This is a genomic window from Bacillus sp. JKS001846 (assembly GCF_900176455.1).
Taxonomy (GTDB): domain Bacteria; phylum Bacillota; class Bacilli; order Bacillales; family Bacillaceae_G; genus Bacillus_A; species Bacillus_A cereus.
On sequence record NZ_FWYG01000002.1, the window covers coordinates 78,247 to 97,588 of the forward strand.

Consider the following 19,342-nt stretch of genomic DNA (forward strand, 5'->3'; position numbering starts at 1 on the left):
CACAACTAGCATACATATATTCTCTAGGAATTAAGTCCAGAATTGTGGAGACAGACAATGAGATATCTACGTTTTGAGGAACATGACTTTCATAAAAGGTTAGGTATCATTGGATGGGATTGCAAGACAAATCAAAGTTCCTAATTTGAATTTTAGAGCTGATGGATGTGGGGTGCTACCCAAAAAAGGCGAATTAGGGATCTGCCTTTTTCTTTCTATCGATAATAATGCGTTATGTTGACGGGACATGTATAGGATATTCATTGCTATTCCTTCAAAATGTTGATTTTACATCATATTAAAATAACTCCTAAATTAAGTATTGAAATTCTCTAAATCTCAATGTATTATATTCTTGTATTTTCTCACTTTGCAAAGCTGAGGAAACATCATCACTGTTGAAAGAACCCGAACTCCAGCGGGTTCTTTTGATTTACTTGAACTTATTTTTGAATCATTGTATTATATTTTCAAGTCTTACTTATATAAATCATTATCAGGAGAACCTGCAGATTTGCAGGTTCTTTTTTTATTTTATCGAAAGTAAACTTTTAGCCAGTAGTTTATTTTCATACTATTGATTTTTATACTTGTTTAGTAAAAAATTAATGAGTTGCAAAAAAATCTCTATTTTTTAATTCAATTGCAAACTACAAAACTTCTCTTAATAGGGGTAGTACCACATTGCTATCAAGTTAAAAAATCTTTTGTTCCCCAAAACGATAAAAATAAACTTCGGTGCTATAAAAACACAAAATTTCCATTTAGGGGGTACTTTAAAATCTTAAGTTGATGGGCATGAGGTCACCTTATCAAAAAAAGAGAATTGTACGTTACGATACAATTTGGACAGATTTCAGCCGGTTCCCTATACGTTAAGGAACCGGCTACTTACTTTACTACCTTTTATGATTATGAAATTAAAAAAGATATAGTAGAAATCATGTATGAAATAAATGCAAGTAACACAAGGAAGAATATAAGCATGGTATTGGAAACACATCGTTCTATTCTTTTTTTCATTTGAACTTACTTTATTTTTTTAATTTGGTAGGGTCAATTTTAAGTTGTGTTTTCCAAGACCCAGATACTTTTCCAATTCTGTTTATGTGTACATCTAACGTGAGCGGTTGTTTGAAAGAATCTTTTCCTTTAAGACCTTCGATAAATGTGATGACGCCTTCAGGTCTATCCTTAAAACGAATACCAATCTCCTTTAATGCTACACCTGATGCCTTTAGTTCGAATGGCCCATCATTTGCTCCTTCAATAAATGCTAATTGTCCGAAGTACCCATTTTTCTTATACTCGGGGTTATTTTCTTGTTGACCGTTTACTTTTCCGTCATCTTCAAGTTCTAAACCTGTTGTATCAAATTCAAACGGTACTACATTTCCATCTTCTTTTTCAATTTTGTAATGAACGGATATACGTGCATCCGCTATATATAATTCTTTCAGATGTACTGTAACACCTTGATCTGTAATCTTTTCATCAATAGGAATAAATTGACCTTTTGTAACGTCTCTTCCTTCTTCAATAATCCTATCATTTGAAATTGCATTGGAAAAATAAGAGGCTACATCTGTAGCTGCAACTCGAACTTGTGGAATCATGGCTGTAGCAAAAAGCCCTGCTACCGCTACTGCAGTATACATGAAACGTTTTGATTTTTTATTCATATTTGTAAACAATCCCTTCTTCGGTTCCATTTTTTCATTGATATAAGAAACATTTTCTGATTTTGCGTGACTTTCAAATACTTTCCACGCTTGGTCAACATCAATCTCGATTTCTTTTGATGAATGTACTGTTGCTTCCTCTAACTTGACATCTTCCCATTGATTTAATTTGGTGATTTCCAGTAATAATTCTTGACATGCGCTACAAGTATCTATGTGTTTTGTGAATTCTTTTCTTGTCCTATCAGATAATTCACCGTCTATATATGCTTGAATAAATCCCATATCATAGCAATTCATTTATTACGCCTCCTCTAATTGTTGATAAATCTTACGGAATTTTTGCTTGGCTCGGACTAATAATGTTCCAATAGAAGATATGTCGATTTGAAGAATTTCGCCAATTTCTTTATATTGAAAACCAGAAAATTTCATTAATAAAATGGTTTGATCTTTCTCATTCATTTCACTAAGCGCCAATTGTACTTTTGTAATTTCTTCTTTTCTAATCCAGTCATCATCTAGGGAAGAAATATGCTGTACTTCATGATATTGTATGGTTTTATCTACTCTCGCCTGATGTCGTTTTTCAGATCGTAAATACTTATAAGCTACAAAAGTAGAAGATTTTAGTAGCCATCCAGATAGGTTATCAATCTCCTTCCAATTGTTGCGGTATAACTGTAAAAATACCTCTTGTGCCAATTCTTCAGCAATCGTCTGGTTTTTGACAATCCAAACAATCTGTTTCACCACGTACACATAGTTTTGTTTAAACAAATCTTCAAATGTCACATCCGAAACAGGCCTTTCTTCCTTTTTAATCTTAAACATATCGGTTAAACCCTCACTCTCATTTTGATGCCTGTATTATATAGAACCCGAATTAATGATTTTTGTGACAAAAATTCTTATTTTTTTTTATATGTACAAAAAAACATTCATCTTTCAATCAGATGAATGCAAAAATTAAAATCATTTTGGTTTCTTAGATTATTTGTATAGTTTAAACCAAAAAACAAATTTTAGTAATCTAAGACCATTACGAGAGAAAAATTATATAAAAAAGTAAGTAGCCGGTTTCTTAGCGTACATAGAGGAAACTCATTCAAAATGGAAGAATGGAGAAATAACTGCTGTTATATTTAAGGAAATGTTAGAACTAAAGAAAAACACCTTTTATAAAATTATAAAGGAATATGAAGTAGTAAATTAGGGATTTTCCTATAAAGCGTACTATCAACACTTTAACGAAACTCTAGCAAACCATCCGAATTTAAAATCTGTACGTATTTTGATTGGTAACAGAGAAACATCAAGACGTTTAAATTACAAATTAACTGGATTTGATAAAGACGGTAAAGAAAAAGAATTAGAATTCAATACTCAAAAACACCTTCGTAAAGAAGTATTCCTACGCGTCTACTACTCTGATAAAAAAGTTGAAGAAGATGTATCAGGGTGGGAAGAAGTGAAAGAAAAACTAGCTGCGAAATAATAAAAATAAAAATAAAAATAAAAATAAAAAGGGTTTGGCCTTAAAGGGCAAATCCTTTTCTGTTTTCAAAATCTTCTTCTGAAATGGCTATGAATCTATGTCTTTTAAATAGAGCTGTTGTTACGCCATAATCAGTTTGTTTATTTCCATTCATTACATAATTCTTATCGTTTTTTGCACTAGAACAGATATCCCTACATTTATTTGCCTCTTTGGTAAGGCATCGAATAATCCTTACTTATACCATCGCGATTTCTGATAACTTATATGTAGAGGTATCACTCAATATAACAAAAATGTAATGTTAATGAAATGTAATTCCATCGATACTATAAATGAAATTATTTAAAATTAGTTACATAAATGAATGAGAGTTAAAGAATTTTTATAATGAAAAAGGAGAATTATTAATGCGAAATATATTAAGTGTAGAAAAAATTGAAAAATATTATGGTAATAAAGATAATGTAACAAAGGCTATAGATAATATTAGTTTTAAGGTAGATGAGGGAGAATTTGTTGGGATAATGGGGCCTTCAGGAAGTGGTAAAACGACATTACTTAACTGTATATCAACTATAGATAATGTTACTACGGGAAAAATAATGATAAATAATAGTGACATTACTCGGTTAAAATCAAAGTCACTAGATAAGTTTAGACAAAATGAATTAGGGTTTATATTTCAGGACTTTAATTTATTAGATACCCTTACTGCTTATGAAAATATTGCCCTAGCGTTAACAATAAAAGGTGAGAAAAGTTCAAAAATCGATGGAAAAATACAAGCGGTTGCAAAGTATTTAGACATTGAACAAGTATTAAGCAAATACCCTTATCAAATGTCAGGCGGACAAAAACAAAGGGTTGGTTCGGCAAGAGCTATCGTAACAGATCCATCTTTAGTACTTGCAGATGAACCAACAGGATCGTTAGATTCTAAATCAGCTAGATTATTACTCGAAAGGTTTGAAAGTCTAAATAAGGATTTAAAAGCTACAATACTTATGGTTACTCATGATGCATTTACAGCAAGCTATGCTCGTAGAATTCTTTTTATTAAAGATGGAAAAATATTTATCGAGTTGGTAAGAGGGAATGATTCCAGAAAAGAATTCTTTACTAAAATTATCGAAGTTATAACTCTTCTTGGAGGTGACGATAATAATGTACTCTAAGATTGCTATTGGGAATGTAAAGAAAAGTTTTAAAGATTATGCAATATATTTCTTAACACTAACACTGGCTGTTTGTATATTTTATAGCTTTAACTCAATAGAATCACAAAAGGCACTTATGGAAATTAACGCTTCAGATAGAAAGTATGTGCCTACAGTAATGAACGCTATCTCAAATGTGTCAGTATTTGTATCTGTAATATTAGGTGGTTTAATATTGTATGCAAATAATTTTTTAATTAAAAAACGTAAAAAAGAATTAGGAATATACATGACTTTAGGTATGGGAAGAAGAAACATATCCAGAATATTAGTAACAGAGACATTTCTAGTTGGCGTTATATCTTTAGTGACTGGACTTATAATAGGTATTGGAGTATCGCAGGGGTTATCTACATTTGCATTAAAGCTATTTGACTTGCCCATCAATAAATATAAATTTGCAATTTCAACAGGTGCTATAGGTAAAAGTGTATTATACTTTGGAATCATGTTTTTACTTGTTATGTTATTTAATGTATATGTTGTTTCTAAATACAAAATAATTGATTTGTTAACAGCAGGTAGAAAAAACGAAGATGTAAAATTTAGAAATCCTCTTATCTATGTAATCACATTTATTATGTGTGTAGCATCACTTGGATATGCATATGTGACTGTACTAAAAATCGGATTGAATTTTACTAATCCTATGCTCATGGTATCAATCATTCTTGGCATATTAGGTACATTGCTGTTTTTCTTTAGTTTATCTGGATTTATATTATATGTTGTAAAGAAGAATAAAAAAGTCTATTTTAAAGGTTTAAATATATTTATCATCAAACAAATAAATAGTAAGGTTAATACAAATTTTATATCCATGTCTGTAATCTGTTTAATGTTATTCCTTACAATGGTGGCTTTATCTACAGGAATCAGCTTTAACAGAATGATGGACGTAACAACGAAAGAAATAACACCATTTGATGCCAGTATAACATTGGAGAATAAGGATGAAAGTTACACGATAGAAGATGTATTAAATAAAGCTAATTTTAAAATAAGTAATAACGAAAAATATGTATCTTATAATGTATATCGAACAGGAATGGAAGTGGTGGACTTTGTACCAGAACTTAAAGATTATAATAACAGTATAGATTTCATTAAAGTATCTGATTATAATAAAATTTTAAATCTTAAAGGTGAAAAGGAAATCACTTTAAATAACAATGAAATCTTACTTTTATCAAATGAAAGCCGGTTGATTAATTCGACAAATGAAAGATTAAAAAATAGCGATAAGATGAATATTAAAGAAAAAGAATATTCGGTAAAAAACGCTAAAGTTATACAAGAGAATCTTTACACTTATGATGTGCGAACTAATTACTTCACAATCGTTATAAATGATGAGTTTTTATCAGGCTACAAAATTACTGATTCCATACTTAATGTAAATTATTTAGATGGAAATAGAGAAGCATATAATAAAAAATATGATAACGTTGCACGGGGCTTTTATGACGAAAACGGCCCAAAATTAAATATTAATCGTATAGCAGGCAAATCAAAAGATGAAGTTTATGCAGGAAGTAAGGGATTGAAAACTATCGTACTGTTTATTGGGATATATATAGGTATTGTATTTTTAATAACGAGTATGGCTGTATTAGCTCTTCAACAATTATCAGAAGCCAGTGATAGCATAGATCGATATAAATCTTTGAAGAGAATTGGCTCAAACGGAACAATGATCGATAAAACGATTTTCATTCAAACTTTCGTATACTTTAGTCTTCCAGTTTTTCTTGCCCTAATTCATTCTATAGTTGGAATTTATGTAGTCAATTATTATATTAACACATTTCAACAAACAGACATTATTTTACCAGCATTGATGACGGGCTTAGTATTTCTTGTAGTTTATGTAGTATATTTCTACACGACATATGTCGGGTATAAAAATATTGTAAAAAGTAATACTTGATTTTATAATGCTTATTAGGGCTATTACACCTTGTTTCTCAAGATGTAATAGCCTTATATTCTGTATAGGGAGGGAAAAGTCATGAAAAAAATCATTCTGATTGAAGATGACGAAATCATCAGAGAAGAATTACAACATTTTTTTATAAAGTATGGATATGAAGTAAAGGCTCCCACAGATTTTAATCATATTATCAAATATATAGAAAGTGAGAATGCAGACCTTATATTACTAGACATAAATCTTCCTGTGTTCGATGGCTATTATATATGCAGAGAAATACGTAAAACTTCAGATGTTCCAATCTTTATGGTTACAAGTAGAGATAGTGATGTAGATGAACTGATAAGTATGAATTTAGGAGCAGATGATTTTATAACAAAGCCTTATAATACAGAAATACTATTAGCAAGAGTAACAAATATTTTAAGAAGAACATCTGGAGATTTCAAGATGAATCATATCTTAATGTATAGAGATTTTACTTTAAATCTTTCAAATGCAACAGTTACTTATCAAGACAAGTCTGTAGAGTTAACTAAAAATGAAGTTAAAATACTCTCATGCTTAATAAATAATCGCGGAAATATTGTAAAAAGAGATTCACTCATAGAAACTTTATGGAAATCTGATTATTTTGTGGATGATAGCACCTTAACTGTTAATATAAATAGATTAAGAAAAAAGCTTGAAGAGATAGGTATAGAAAATCCAATTGCAACAAGAAGAAGCTTAGGGTATATAATGCCATGAATATAGGTGAATTTATTAAAGATAAAATAGTAGTAATACTATCAAATGTACTAGTATATATCATACTAGCAGGTATATTGCTGACTGCGCACATTCCGTTCATTATCATATTTTTTGTCTTTTGTATTTGGTTTTTTCCATTAATTTCATATATGGCTATAGAATTTATAAGATGTAAAAATTATTATAATGAGATTAACAGCATATTAGAAAACTTGGAGAAAAAATACTTACTTCCAGAGGTAGTAAAGGAAGCAAACTTTATACATGGGGAAAAGCTTAATGCTATACTGAAAGAAGTAAGCAGAGATATGCATGAAAATGTAAAGTATTATAGAGATATGCAATTGGATTACAGAGAATATATAGAGACATGGGTGCATGAAATTAAGACACCAATAGCTTCTACAAAGCTTATAATTGAAAATAATCAAAATGAAGTAACGAATAAAATTGACTCTCAAATGAATCGGATTGAGGGGTTTGTTGAACAGGCTCTGTATTATTCTCGAAGCTCTAACGTGAATAAAGACTATATGATAAAGCCAATCAATCTTGATAATATAGTAAGGAATGTAATTAAAAGAAACTATAGGGATTTTATTCATAAGAGAATAAAATTAGATATACAGGATATTGATGAGATTGTATATAGTGATGGAAAATGGATTGAATTTATTATTAACCAAATATTAGGGAATTCTATAAAGTACTCAAATAACAAAGAACAAACGATACGTATATACACAATTAAGAAAGCTAACTCAGTAATACTAACCATAGAGGACAATGGAGTAGGGATAATACCTAAAGATATAAATAGAGTTTTTGAGAAAGGATTTACTGGAGAGAATGGCAGGAGATTTAGCAAAAGTACAGGCATGGGTTTGTATCTATGCGAAAAGCTGTGCTCAAAATTAGGGATGAAAATTAGCATTGAATCTGAAGTGAATAAAGGAACTAGAGTTACATTAATATTTCCGTTGTCAGGTATGGCAACTTTTGATCCTTGTTTATAAAAGAGATGCTGCCATCTTTCCACGAATTTGGTATGAACTTATAAACAAATTTAAAACGGTATGAAAAGAGTAGAAATTCTATTCATACCGTTTGTATTATTTAGCTATTTAACATAGTGGTATATGTAATTGTAAATTGGATGGATGTTAATCTGGATTAGTCATTACTATTTTTGATGTCCACTAATACTTAACGTAAGATTTGGTTCGGTTGCTACACAGACCTCGTAAGGGAGAAATTGCCCACTATATAAAACAGTAAAATAAATATCCGATCCTTTATCGTACAAGGAATCGGATATTTTGTGTCTAAATCGTGTCCAAACGTACAATTTTCTTTTTTGATATGGTGACCCATGCCCATCAACAAAAAAATATATAACCCCCAAAAAAGAAAAAAAGAGCTGAATTCTCAAAATAACTAATTATAGAGAAAGAAAATCTTCATTTAGGGGTTACATTAAAATCTTAGATTGGTGGATACGGGATGGTACTCAGTATTGTAAAAAATGCTCTAATAAGTTAGTATAAATTGGTCGGTTGACCAAATAAAAAATAAGATGGTGAAATACAATGTCTAGTCCAAAAAAAACAGCTACTCGAGATCAAATACTAATGGCTACGTTTGAATGCTTGGCTGAAAAGGGTACAACCGCTATTACATTACGGGATATTGCTACAAAAGCGGGAATTACTTTAAGTTTAATTCACTATTATTTTCCAACAAAGGAGGGTTTATTAGTTAACGCTACCTCTTATGTCATGCAAAAACAAATTAAAGAAATTCAGAAGGAACTCTCAAATGTACAAGATTTTTCAGAGAAATTGAAAAATCTTATATTTGTAGTACATCACCAATTCAAAAGTTCTGAATGGAGAAAGGTGTATTTTACTTTATTAGCAGCAGCGGCTTGGTCACCGAAAATTATGGAAGAAATTCGAGTTCTACAGAACCAATTGATAGACATAATTCAAGAATATATTCAAACTTCCAATGTAGAAATTATTGACTTAGAAGCATTTTCAAGGGCTTTATTGACTTCAGTGAATGGATTAGCGTTGCAAGTTATGCATGGGGCGTCAGAGGAACAAATTGCTCCGGCATATGCGATTATAGAAAAAACATTTATATCAGCATTTGCCCTCCCAAAAGACGCAATGAGTGATTACTAAACTCTATAATCCGAGATAATTCATGTGCCAATCCATTACTCCATTAGACAAAATGGAGTAATGGATTGTAGAACATTATAAAGTGAGGTTACAGCATTGACCGCATATGGATCATTTTATTTTTTCGCTATAGTGGGGATTTTTTTGATACCTACTATCGTAGCTGGATTAAGGGGCAAAATGTTGCGCAAATATAATGCTGTCCTAACGCTAATTATGCTTGCTATTATCTTCTCGGATAAACCAAATCAAGCATTAATGTTAGCAGTATTTATTATTTGGCAATATGTCCTTATTAAAGGTTATTTATTACTAAGAAAACAAAATAATAATACGTTCATGTTTTACATGGCTGTTATTTTGTCGATATTACCGTTGATTTTGGCAAAAATTGCACCATTTGTACCGGAATTAAAATTCATTGTTTTTACTGGTATATCTTATGTAACATTCAGGGCAGTACAAATGGTATTTGAAATTCGCGATGGCTTAATTAAAGAATGCTCATTCTTTAATTTCTGGGAATTCATCCTGTTCTTCCCTGCTATTTCGACCGGACCTATCGATCGGTATCGCAGGTTCCAAAAAGATATTCAAAAACCACCAAGTGCTGAAGAATACCTAAATCTACTATACATGGGTATTAACCGTATTTTTCAAGGTTTTCTGTATAAATTTATACTTGCTTACTTAATAAAAGAAAATATTATGGATGCAACAATAGCTCACCAAAACACAATTTTATCAAATATGATTTATATGTATAGCTATAGTTTATATCTATTTTTTGACTTCGCAGGTTATAGCTCATTCGTAATCGGTGTCAGTTATATGATGGGTATTAAAACACCGGAAAACTTTAATAAACCGTTTATCAGTCGTAATATTAAAGATTTCTGGAATCGTTGGCATATGAGCTTATCATTCTGGCTCCGTGATTTTATTTACATGCGATTTGTCTTTTTTGCCACAAAGAAAAAGCTCATAAAAAATCGCTATATGATTTCATATATTGGCGTCTTTTTGAACTTTTTTGTCATGGGAATTTGGCATATTACAGGTCATCATATTGCTCAATATATGATTTATGCTCTATATCATATTGCTCTGTTTATTTTATTTGATATTTTCGAACGAAAAAACAAGAAGTATAAATTTTGGCCCAACAATACGTTCATGCATGTCCTTGCAATTGTGATTACATTCCATTTCGTATGTTTCGGTTTCCTAATTTTCTCTGGTCACCTAAATCATTATTTTTAATAAGTAATTCTTTTTATTGTTTATATTTTGTTATCTCCTGTTGCAGAATCCTTAAGCTATTAAGGATTCCTTTTTTGTATCTAAAATTCAAAAATAAAAAGATAAGATCCGGGAACACGATCTTATCTTTAGTGCAAGGAGTAAACAAAAGAATGACCATCAAATTTTTATTATAATTTACTTTTTAAAATTTCGAATATTATAACCATATTTAACAAGTAAATCTATATTGAGAATTTCTTTACAAAATTAGTTATAAATGATTCAAAACTCCAAAGTAAACTTTTACCCAAAAGTTTACTTTGGTTTTATTTTAATCTCGAGATTAACAGAGCTACATTTAAATTAATAGGTGAGTTAATAATGAGGTCTCGCTAACTAAACGCGAACTTTGTACAAAATTCGTGAAATGTTGGTGTTAACCCATGCCCATCAACTTAAGCATTTGGGTTTAACCCATCGCTATCAAGCTAAGAAAATACAACTACCCCCAGAACGAGATTTTGTGCTAATTTGTAATAAAAAAGCTCATTTTCTCGTTTTGGGGCTGACTTGTTTTCTTAAGTTGATGGGCATAATAGACAAATTTTTTTAATAAAAATAAAATATGGAAATAAAAGTAAGGTTGTGACCTATTTTTACACGTATCTCGTCTGTACCTCTTTATTGCTACGCATGTCTGGACATTCAAACAAGGGAAAGGTATAAAGCTATAATTGATGGTAGGTCTGCTGAATAAGCAGACCTTTTCATTCATGGCACGTTTGATATCTTATTAGAAACTCCAAATGGTGATATATATTATGAATATTTATCGTCAGGTTTTAAATCTTGTTTATTTATCATACAAGGGTTAATAAAGGAAATAGAATTTCGCTTTAAAAATGAAAGTAAGATTTCCGTTGAAGATTTTTAGGGAATTGTATTAATCGATGAGTTGGATCTTCACTTACATCCTCATTGGCAAGCGAAATTAATCCGAACTTTAAAAAAGATTTTACCTAAAGCACAAATAATTACTACAACACATAATCCGCACATGATACAGAATGTCGCAATTGAAGAAATAATACCTTTAGCATTGGACCAAAATGAAAAGGTGATTTTACGGAATCTTCCAAGTAGTAAATATGGATATCAAGGATGGTCAGTAGAAGAAATTATGGTAGATGTAATGGGATTAGATAGTACACATTCATCTATCTATAAAGAAAATTTAAAAGCATTTGAGGAGGCAATAGAAAGTGAAAATATAGAGGAAGCGCAATTAAGATATAGGGAATTAGAGTCAATGTTGCATCCAAAGAATCCGTTACCTAAAATTTTGAGGTTGCAAATAGCAGATATCGGTGGTGCGATAGAGTGATACATATACAGCGTCCGGCTTGTCCGAAAAAGTTGACAGAAGAAGTGAAAAATAACCTAACTCATCAATTTATTATTTTAGCCAATTCATCTCCCACCTACTCACTGGGCTTGTGACTCTTCACGGCTCCTTGAGGAAGGAGTCTTCTTGGCTAAAATGATAAATTGATAAATATGTGTACCTTTACGTTCACTAATGATAACCTTGGTTTTGTACGTGTTGTAAAAGTTTATATTCTAAAATTTCAGCACTTCTTTCGTAATAACTATAGTCCATATTGAAATTACTAGTCATAATACGTAGCCTCCTAAGATTCTTATAAATATTAGTTAAAACATCTTAACAGAAATAAAAGAGGTATATTCCTAAAAATTTCTACAAAAACAAAATAAATTAAAAATATAAGAACAAACTTAACGTATATTTACTTTTCATCAATACCACTTATGTATGAATATGTTAAAATGGTATATGAAAGATTGAAGATATATTTGTGATTTTTAAAAGAGATGTTATTAAAAGTATGGTGGTTCAAGTCGGAGGAAGGCACCCTGGGGTGTCTTTTCTTTATACAAGAAGCATGAAGAGGAATATTTCACAATATATATTTGCTCGTGTGAATTTGATATAAAGTTACGATGTTTATAAAAAATATCCCTTTAGATGTGATCCTCTAAAGGGATATTTTTTATGTTTAAATTTGCAACTGATTGGTTTAAATGTAAGCACTTAGAGTGCTTCTAAAAATATTTGCGATTTGAAACTATTCAAAGCGAACATTTTCCGAGATTTCTTAAATCTTGTCCATATTTAAAATTTGAATTCCATTCTCTTCAAGTTTGATGATCCCGTTTTCCTTCCAGTCCTTTAGTATTCGATTTAGATGTCTTTTTGTAGTACCAATCAATGAGGCAACCTCATCTAAAGAATTTGTTTTTATATATTGATTTAAAAGTGATGGAGATTCAACCGTACATAAATAAGCAGCTAAACGGATACTAACTGGTGAGAGTGCATTTACTCTTGAGGAAATGGTGCAGGTTCGTAGCTTATAGGCTAGCTCTTTCAATAATAGTTGATTAAATTTACTATCAAATTTCAAATGTGCTTCGTACACTTCTAAGGGGATAAATAATACTTCACATGGCTCTACTGCAATACAGTTTGATTCAACTAAGCAATTTGTAAAGATTTCGATATCCCCCATAATCGCTGGTTGTTGACAATAGCGTAGAAGTAACTCTTTGCCGGTCACTTCTAGGTTAGAAACGATATACCTTCCTGAAAGTAAAAAATAGGGCCACCTATCTTGTCTCCTGCTTTTAAAATAAATTCATTAGGTTGAAAAGTGCTTACAGAAAGAAATGATATTAGATCTTTTGTAAAAGTATAGTGATAAATAGATCGAAATAGATTTTGATTCATTTTTTCCTCCGAGACATCTGTCCTTTATTAGTCTTGTTTATTTTAATATAGTTATAGCTAATTAATAAAGAGGAAGGGGATTTAAATGAACTTTGTATTCGATTTAGATGGAACACTTTGTTTTGATGGCAAGAGTATTGATACGGAAATAATTGAGGCACTTCAAAAATTAAAAGTAGAAGGGCATCAAGTGGTTTTTGCCTCAGCTAGGCCAATTCGTGATTTAGTACCTGTCATACCAAAAAGCTTTCATGAAGGTCTATTGGTTGGAGGAAACGGTACATTTACTTATAATTATGGGCAAATTCAAGTAACACATTTTGAACAACAAATTTCAGATAAACTCAATGCAGTTATTCATCAACATCAATTAAAATATTTAGCAGATGGTCAGTGGGATTACGCCTTTACAGGTGATATTGCACATCTCATTTATCGAAATATCGATAAAACTAATTCAAAGAACATATCGTTGGAACAATTATTTCCAGTCTGTAAATTAGTCATATTCCAACCAAATGAAGAAGTGCTAGAAGCACTTGAAGTATTTCCAGTCACAGTCACACACTATAAAACTGAGCATGCCATCGACATTAGCCCTTTAGGGATTAATAAAGTCAACGGATTCCACAGGTTGAACATACAAGAGTTTATTGCTTTTGGGAACGATAGTAATGATCAATGCTTGTTTGAACATGCAGTACATAGCGTATGTGTTGGGAATAATAACGTGAAGGGTTACACAAAAGAAAACATTGAACGAGCAGATGTAGCAGGGAAAATCCGAGGATTAATGGGAAAGTATCATGTAGGTGAAGGAGCTATATCTAAGCTTGTTAAATAGTAATGAACCTTTCGAAATGCTTTAAAATTTTATAGATACAGTTAGATAAACTTAATTAACTATCGAAAACCTCATTATTTTAATAGCTCTTATTTATAAAAACTAAATCCAACGCAAAATCTAATCCACCCATTTTGATTAACCTTTTTTTAGTGAGTGAGTTTTCTTCTATTACAAAATCAACGTTTGCAGTATACCTTTAATCAAAAATTGATCTAGGGCTTTTATTATTTTTAAAAGGACCAACTCAATTAATTCTTAAAAACATAAAGTAAGGGGAACCCATTAAATCAAAAATTGATCCATTATTGAGACTCCTAATTAAAGGGGGGAAAATATGAGTTACGGCGGCTCTTGCCGTGACTTTGGTGGCGGATTCGGATACTAAAAAAGGGCACTCATAAGAGTGCTTTTTTTCTTATATTAATATTTTCACCTGTATTAATTCACGTTTGTTTAAAAGGAGAGTGTTGAAAAATGAAAGCAGAATAAATTGGTGAGAATACTAGTAAAGATGGAATATGGAATAAGGGTGTTTTTAAGATGAAAGAGGATTTATATTATTATATATTTGAGAATCGTAAGGTTGAAGTAAATAATCCTGAGTTTTTAAATAGAAGTATAGTAGAAGAAACAAACCAGGAAGATAATCATAATTTGTTCTTTGTAAAGCGTTATTTTTTTAATCTATACCATCCTCCAATACAAAATGAGTAGTATATGGAGTTTACATTGAGTTTACATACAAAACATATATTAGTACTCAAGCTAGTATTTCTAGTTATTAAATAAAAAGGAGCTACCATTATGTACAACTCAAAAAAACGAATTGCCATTATTGGAGCTGGTCCAGGTGGATTAACGCTTGCTCGTATTTTACAGCAAGCAGGATTTGAACCTTTGATTTATGAACGTGAATCTTCGCCTACTGAACGGTCTCAAGGGGGAACACTTGATTTGGAAACACATACAGGCCAAAAGGCTCTACAAGTGGCCGGACTGATGAAAGAATTTGAAAAGGTTTGTCGTTATGAAGGGCAAGCATTAAAAATTATGAATAAGCATGGACACCTACGTTATAAAAATGATTTTCAAAATAATGAGGAATACTCCAGACCCGAAATTGATCGAGCTGATTTGAGAAATTTGTTGTTAAATTCTCTACACCCAAATTCGGTTCAATGGGGCTATAGGTTAATTGAGGCTGTCCCTATGGCAAAAAATCAATATGAACTTCAATTCGAACACGGAGAAAAAATTACTGTGGACTTGGTCATTGCAGCTGATGGTGCTTTCTCAAAAATTAGACCTCTAGTTAGTCAAGCAAGTGCTAAATACTCAGGTATTAGTATGATTGAATTAAGTATAAAGAATGTCGCTGACCAGCATCCAGACATTTTAACATTTAATGGCAGTGGCTCCATGTTTGCAATGGGTGACAATAAGACACTTATGGCTCAAGTAAACGGTGACAATAGAATTCGTGTCTATTTAGGATTCAAAACGAGTTACAATTTCTTAGATGAATGTGACATTGCCTTTCATGAACCGGAGAATGCTAAGAGGGAATTATTGAAATACTTTGATGATTGGTCAGATGATTTGAAAAAGTATATTTTAGATGCAAATGGAGAAATAATTCCTAGGAGAATCTATATGCTCCCTGTACATCATCGATGGGAGCATAAACCTGGAGTCACGCTTATCGGGGATGCAGCACATTTAATGTCGCCTTTTGCAGGTGCTGGCGCGAATTTGGCTATGCTGGATGGTGCTGAACTAGCACTTTCTATTATTAATCATTCTAATTTGGAGGATGCAATTAGAATCTATGAAGAAAAAATGTTTGCATATGCCGGAGAAATGGCAGCTATAACTCAAGCTAACTTAGATTTGTTTTTTTCTGACCGTGCAGATGAGAAATTAGAGGAGTTCTTTAATAATATCCAGCATTAATACCAAAAAAGGAGGTGTGCCTATTCATTATTTTGAATTTTTGAAAAGTGATTAATAGGCAATCAGAATGATAAATAAAACATCTATTATTCCCTTAGATTTGACTTTACTTGTACCCGAATTTCCAGGTGGAAAATGGGATCTTACACTTACTTTGATATCAAGTGGCAAAGAACTTATTCTAGTAGATACTGGGATGCCTAACATGTATTCTGATATTGAAATACAAATGAAAAATTTAGGGTTTCCAATTGAAAAATTAACAGGTATTGTCCTTACCCATCAAGACATCGATCATATTGGCAGTTTATCTGATTTGCTAGAAAAAATTCCAAGCATCACAGTATACGCCCACAAGGAAGATAAAGATTACATTACAGGAAAGCACACTCTTATAAAGGGTCTTCCTGCTATGCTGCACTCTTTCGTTGAAGATTTTTCTACAACGGAAAATCGTATTGATTGCCTAGTGGAAGATGGTGCAAAATTAGAGAACGCTGGTGGAATGATAGTAATTCATACGCCAGGTCATACACCTGGGCATATATCACTATATCATCCCCAAACAAAAACGTTGATTGCAGGTGATGCTATGGTAATTCGGGGTGGGAAACTTATGGGTCCAAATGAAATGAACACACCAAATATTAAAATGGCGTATCGTTCTCTAATCAAATTAACTAATTTTGATATTCAAAAAGTTATCTGTTATCATGGTGGTGTTTTTGAACAAGATGTGAATAAGCAGATTATTGAAATTACCAAAACGTACTTTACTGATTAAAAATTTATTGGAGATTTCAAAACGGTGTTTTACAATATGGGCTCCCTCAAATTGTTAGAAACAATCTACTAATTTGAGGGAGCTTTTTTATAGGAAAAATAAAACAAAGAAAGTTATACGAGGGTCTCTATCTCTAAGGTTATTATTTAGTGACCTAACCCTTAACACTGAAGTTGATAATGGAGAATGTTATTTTTATAGAAATGTTATGGCTAATTACCCGGTTTTAAAATAATATAAATTTTAATCTAAGATGATAACTAGAAATCTACTCTAACTAAAATATATAGTAACGGAGAGATTTTTCATGTCAAAAGCAGTAGTTATAAATTTTCCAGCGGAAAGCCATATTAATCCTACAATTGAAGTTGTTAAAGAATTAGTAAATAAGGCAGAAGATGTTGTTTATTATTGTGAAGAAGAATACCGATTTAAATTACAAAACGTGGATGTTCAATTTCGTAATTATGGGGGAATGTTAGAAGAAATTAATTTGAAAAATAGAATGAAAGATATAATTTATGCTGTGAAATATTTATCAGGAGTACTCGTGATACGGATTGTCACTGTGCTCTTGGATAAAATAATAAAATTAAAAACCTTTCATTCAAGAAAGCGAATTTCATTAGGTGTTGTTTTATACCCTAAAGCACCACACGGTACATCTTGCGACACAGAAAAATTGATTCTGCTTTTGGGAGGGGAAAAAGCAGCCAAGAAGAAAATTTCCATCATTTCGATTGAAAATGGTATTTATTATCAATAATAACTATTGTTAAAGGTGACCATGATTTGGTTACCTACAAAAAATTAAAATTCTTCTGGCACAAATGTTTTACAATCTGTTTCTTTACTATCTGATGCTTGTTTACCTGTATGACTAATTACATAAATAGCATCTGCATTGCATTTGTTTCCAGAATTCCAATACTTACAGTTATTTACCTCACAAAGAACATCTCTAGCCATTACACTACACCTCCTTCGCCAATTATTATTTACAGTGTTAACACAATTAATACTTTTTGTGCATGAAAAGCTACACCTAACTGGGGTTTTTGGTTTGCAAGCATTGAAAGGTTCTATAGAAGAAGGCTAGTAATTATACAGTTCCTTCTTGTAATAAACCATTTTTTGTATTACTATACTTATAAATGATAATGATTATCAATATCAGAAGGAGGATTTTATGAAAGTATTAATTTCTGGTGGTGGTATTGCGGGACTAACTTTAGCAAATTGTCTTTTATCTAATGGTTTTTCTCCAACTATTGTTGAAAAGGCTCAATCATTTCGTTCGATTGGATCCGTAATTAGCTTAAGAGGAGATGCGATATTTGTTCTAGATAAATTAGGATTATTAGAACAGGTTAAAAAACACGGAGTCACAGTAGAAATGAGACAATTTGTTGATACAGAAGGACAAGAACTACGCAAAATCGATTTTAGAAAATTTCATATACAACAGGGTGGTTCAATAAGTATACATCGTTTTATATTGCATCAAATTCTTTATGAGTCTATACGAGATTCTATTGATGTGAATTTTAATACAACAATTCGTTCATTCCATCAAAATATTGATAACGTAGAGGTCACCTTCCATGATGGAAGGAAAGAATCTTTTGATTTAGTCATCGGAGCAGATGGGATTCATTCAGTTACACGTAATTTACTAATGAAAGACGAATATATGAAGCAGCTTGATATAGGTTTTTCCGTATTTACTATACCAAAGCCAGTTCTTATTCCTGAGAAATTGAAGCAAAATCAAACTTTAGAGACTCTGTTACCAGGATGCTATATTCATTGCGGGATGGATGATACTTATATCTGGGGAATGTTTATATATAAGAATAAGTATCGAGAACTGTTCCATGATAAAAATAATAAAGAATTCTTATTAGAGTTGTGTAAAGGCATTGAGTGGGGGATATGCGAAGTTATCGAAAATATAAATAACGTAAAGCTCATCTTTCAAGATCGAATGACACTTGTCCAGTTACCACAATGGAGTGATGGACGTATAGCGTTATTAGGTGATGCGGCTCATGCTATGACCTTTATGTCCGGAACTGGCGGTGGAAAATCTATGTTAGGGGCATACAAATTGACTCAAGAGTTAATACATTGTCCTTCTCACAAAGAAGCTTTCTATAACTATGAATCTTACTTAAAATATGAAATTGAAAAAATACAAAAAAAGTCTATCAAAGCAGCGAATTTCTCTTCATCTGACAGTCATATAATGAAATATTTCAAAGTTGCAATGTTAAAACATTTTCCAACCGTACTTATGAATAGCATATTGAAAAAATTATTTATTGTAAAACCACAAAATTACTAAGATTTATGACGGATCAAACAAATTTCCGAATTAAAGTTTAGTAACGTTTAAAGCACTTAATCTATACTTTTTTAAGAAAATC

General features: G+C 31.4%; 17 protein-coding genes and 2 pseudogenes. 15 read left to right on the plus strand and 4 right to left on the minus strand.

The annotated features are described in order from the left end of the window. Positions 1–1,034: 1,034 nt before the first annotated feature. On the minus strand, positions 1,035–1,982 hold the full coding sequence (locus B9A45_RS29270; RefSeq protein ID WP_000995924.1) for a DUF4179 domain-containing protein: 948 nt from the start codon (positions 1,980–1,982) through the stop codon (positions 1,035–1,037). 3 nt (positions 1,983–1,985) lie between these two features. Beyond that, complete coding sequence (locus B9A45_RS29275; RefSeq protein ID WP_061655272.1) at positions 1,986–2,516, minus strand: RNA polymerase sigma factor SigX; 531 nt, start codon at positions 2,514–2,516, stop codon at positions 1,986–1,988. A 475-nt stretch (positions 2,517–2,991) separates the two neighbouring features. On the opposite strand from B9A45_RS29275, the pseudogene B9A45_RS29285 reads away from it, so the two are divergent. From B9A45_RS29285 to B9A45_RS29330, 8 genes and pseudogenes are all read left to right on the plus strand, one after another. Then, positions 2,992–3,180: pseudogene (locus tag B9A45_RS29285) on the plus strand (YxeA family protein); the annotation flags it as partial. Between the two features lie 410 nt (positions 3,181–3,590). Beyond that, positions 3,591–4,358, plus strand: a complete 768-nt coding sequence (locus B9A45_RS29290; protein ID WP_001244401.1) for an ABC transporter ATP-binding protein — start codon at positions 3,591–3,593, stop codon at positions 4,356–4,358. Further along, complete coding sequence (locus B9A45_RS29295) at positions 4,348–6,330, plus strand: FtsX-like permease family protein (RefSeq protein WP_084065680.1); 1,983 nt, start codon at positions 4,348–4,350, stop codon at positions 6,328–6,330. The genes B9A45_RS29290 and B9A45_RS29295 overlap by 11 nt, the downstream gene beginning before the upstream one ends. 81 nt (positions 6,331–6,411) lie before the next feature. Continuing rightward, positions 6,412–7,083, plus strand: coding sequence for a response regulator transcription factor (locus tag B9A45_RS29300; RefSeq protein ID WP_084065681.1), 672 nt, complete (start codon positions 6,412–6,414; stop codon positions 7,081–7,083). Next, a complete protein-coding gene (locus B9A45_RS29305; RefSeq protein ID WP_084065682.1) occupies positions 7,080–8,102 on the plus strand; it encodes a sensor histidine kinase in 1,023 nt (340 codons plus the stop codon). Before B9A45_RS29300 ends, B9A45_RS29305 begins: the two co-directional genes overlap by 4 nt. 573 nt (positions 8,103–8,675) lie before the next feature. Beyond that, a complete protein-coding gene (locus B9A45_RS29315; RefSeq protein WP_084065684.1) occupies positions 8,676–9,275 on the plus strand; it encodes a TetR/AcrR family transcriptional regulator in 600 nt (199 codons plus the stop codon). 96 nt (positions 9,276–9,371) lie between these two features. Next, the gene (dltB, locus tag B9A45_RS29320; RefSeq protein WP_033668127.1) at positions 9,372–10,538 is read left to right on the plus strand and encodes a D-alanyl-lipoteichoic acid biosynthesis protein DltB; all 1,167 of its coding nucleotides are present in this window, start codon (positions 9,372–9,374) and stop codon (positions 10,536–10,538) included. Positions 10,539–11,466: 928 nt separating this feature from the next. Beyond that, the gene (locus B9A45_RS29330) at positions 11,467–11,904 is read left to right on the plus strand and encodes an AAA family ATPase (RefSeq protein WP_256891745.1); all 438 of its coding nucleotides are present in this window, start codon (positions 11,467–11,469) and stop codon (positions 11,902–11,904) included. A gap of 793 nt (positions 11,905–12,697) precedes the next feature. Here the strand turns inward: B9A45_RS29330 and B9A45_RS29335 are convergent. Beyond that, the gene (locus B9A45_RS29335) at positions 12,698–13,159 is read right to left on the minus strand and encodes a Crp/Fnr family transcriptional regulator (protein ID WP_256891727.1); all 462 of its coding nucleotides are present in this window, start codon (positions 13,157–13,159) and stop codon (positions 12,698–12,700) included. Positions 13,160–13,414: 255 nt separating this feature from the next. On the opposite strand from B9A45_RS29335, the gene B9A45_RS29340 reads away from it, so the two are divergent. The 6 genes and pseudogenes from B9A45_RS29340 to B9A45_RS33005 all read left to right on the plus strand — a co-directional run bounded on the left by B9A45_RS29340 (position 13,415) and on the right by B9A45_RS33005 (position 17,679). Beyond that, positions 13,415–14,173 carry an HAD-IIB family hydrolase gene (locus B9A45_RS29340; RefSeq protein WP_084065686.1) on the plus strand — a complete coding sequence of 253 codons (759 nt, stop codon included), beginning with the start codon at positions 13,415–13,417 and terminating at the stop codon, positions 14,171–14,173. 543 nt (positions 14,174–14,716) lie between these two features. Then, a complete protein-coding gene (locus B9A45_RS32415; protein WP_176519913.1) occupies positions 14,717–14,890 on the plus strand; it encodes a hypothetical protein in 174 nt (57 codons plus the stop codon). 90 nt (positions 14,891–14,980) lie between these two features. Then, positions 14,981–16,129 carry an FAD-dependent oxidoreductase gene (locus tag B9A45_RS29345; RefSeq protein ID WP_084065687.1) on the plus strand — a complete coding sequence of 383 codons (1,149 nt, stop codon included), beginning with the start codon at positions 14,981–14,983 and terminating at the stop codon, positions 16,127–16,129. Positions 16,130–16,196: 67 nt separating this feature from the next. Then, positions 16,197–16,913 carry an MBL fold metallo-hydrolase gene (locus B9A45_RS29350; protein ID WP_084065688.1) on the plus strand — a complete coding sequence of 239 codons (717 nt, stop codon included), beginning with the start codon at positions 16,197–16,199 and terminating at the stop codon, positions 16,911–16,913. A 91-nt stretch (positions 16,914–17,004) separates the two neighbouring features. Next, positions 17,005–17,127: pseudogene (locus tag B9A45_RS33000) on the plus strand (tyrosine recombinase XerS); the annotation flags it as partial. A 93-nt stretch (positions 17,128–17,220) separates the two neighbouring features. Then, positions 17,221–17,679, plus strand: a complete 459-nt coding sequence (locus tag B9A45_RS33005; RefSeq protein ID WP_084065689.1) for a hypothetical protein — start codon at positions 17,221–17,223, stop codon at positions 17,677–17,679. Positions 17,680–17,723: 44 nt separating this feature from the next. Here B9A45_RS33005 and B9A45_RS29360 read toward each other — a convergent pair whose 3' ends face one another. Further along, complete coding sequence (locus B9A45_RS29360; protein WP_084065690.1) at positions 17,724–17,882, minus strand: DUF1540 domain-containing protein; 159 nt, start codon at positions 17,880–17,882, stop codon at positions 17,724–17,726. A 220-nt stretch (positions 17,883–18,102) separates the two neighbouring features. Here B9A45_RS29360 and B9A45_RS29365 point away from each other — a divergent pair, with 220 nt between their 5' ends. Continuing rightward, entirely contained in the window at positions 18,103–19,260 is a 1,158-nt protein-coding gene (locus tag B9A45_RS29365; RefSeq protein WP_084065691.1) for an FAD-dependent monooxygenase, read from the plus strand. Positions 19,261–19,342: the final 82 nt, after the last annotated feature.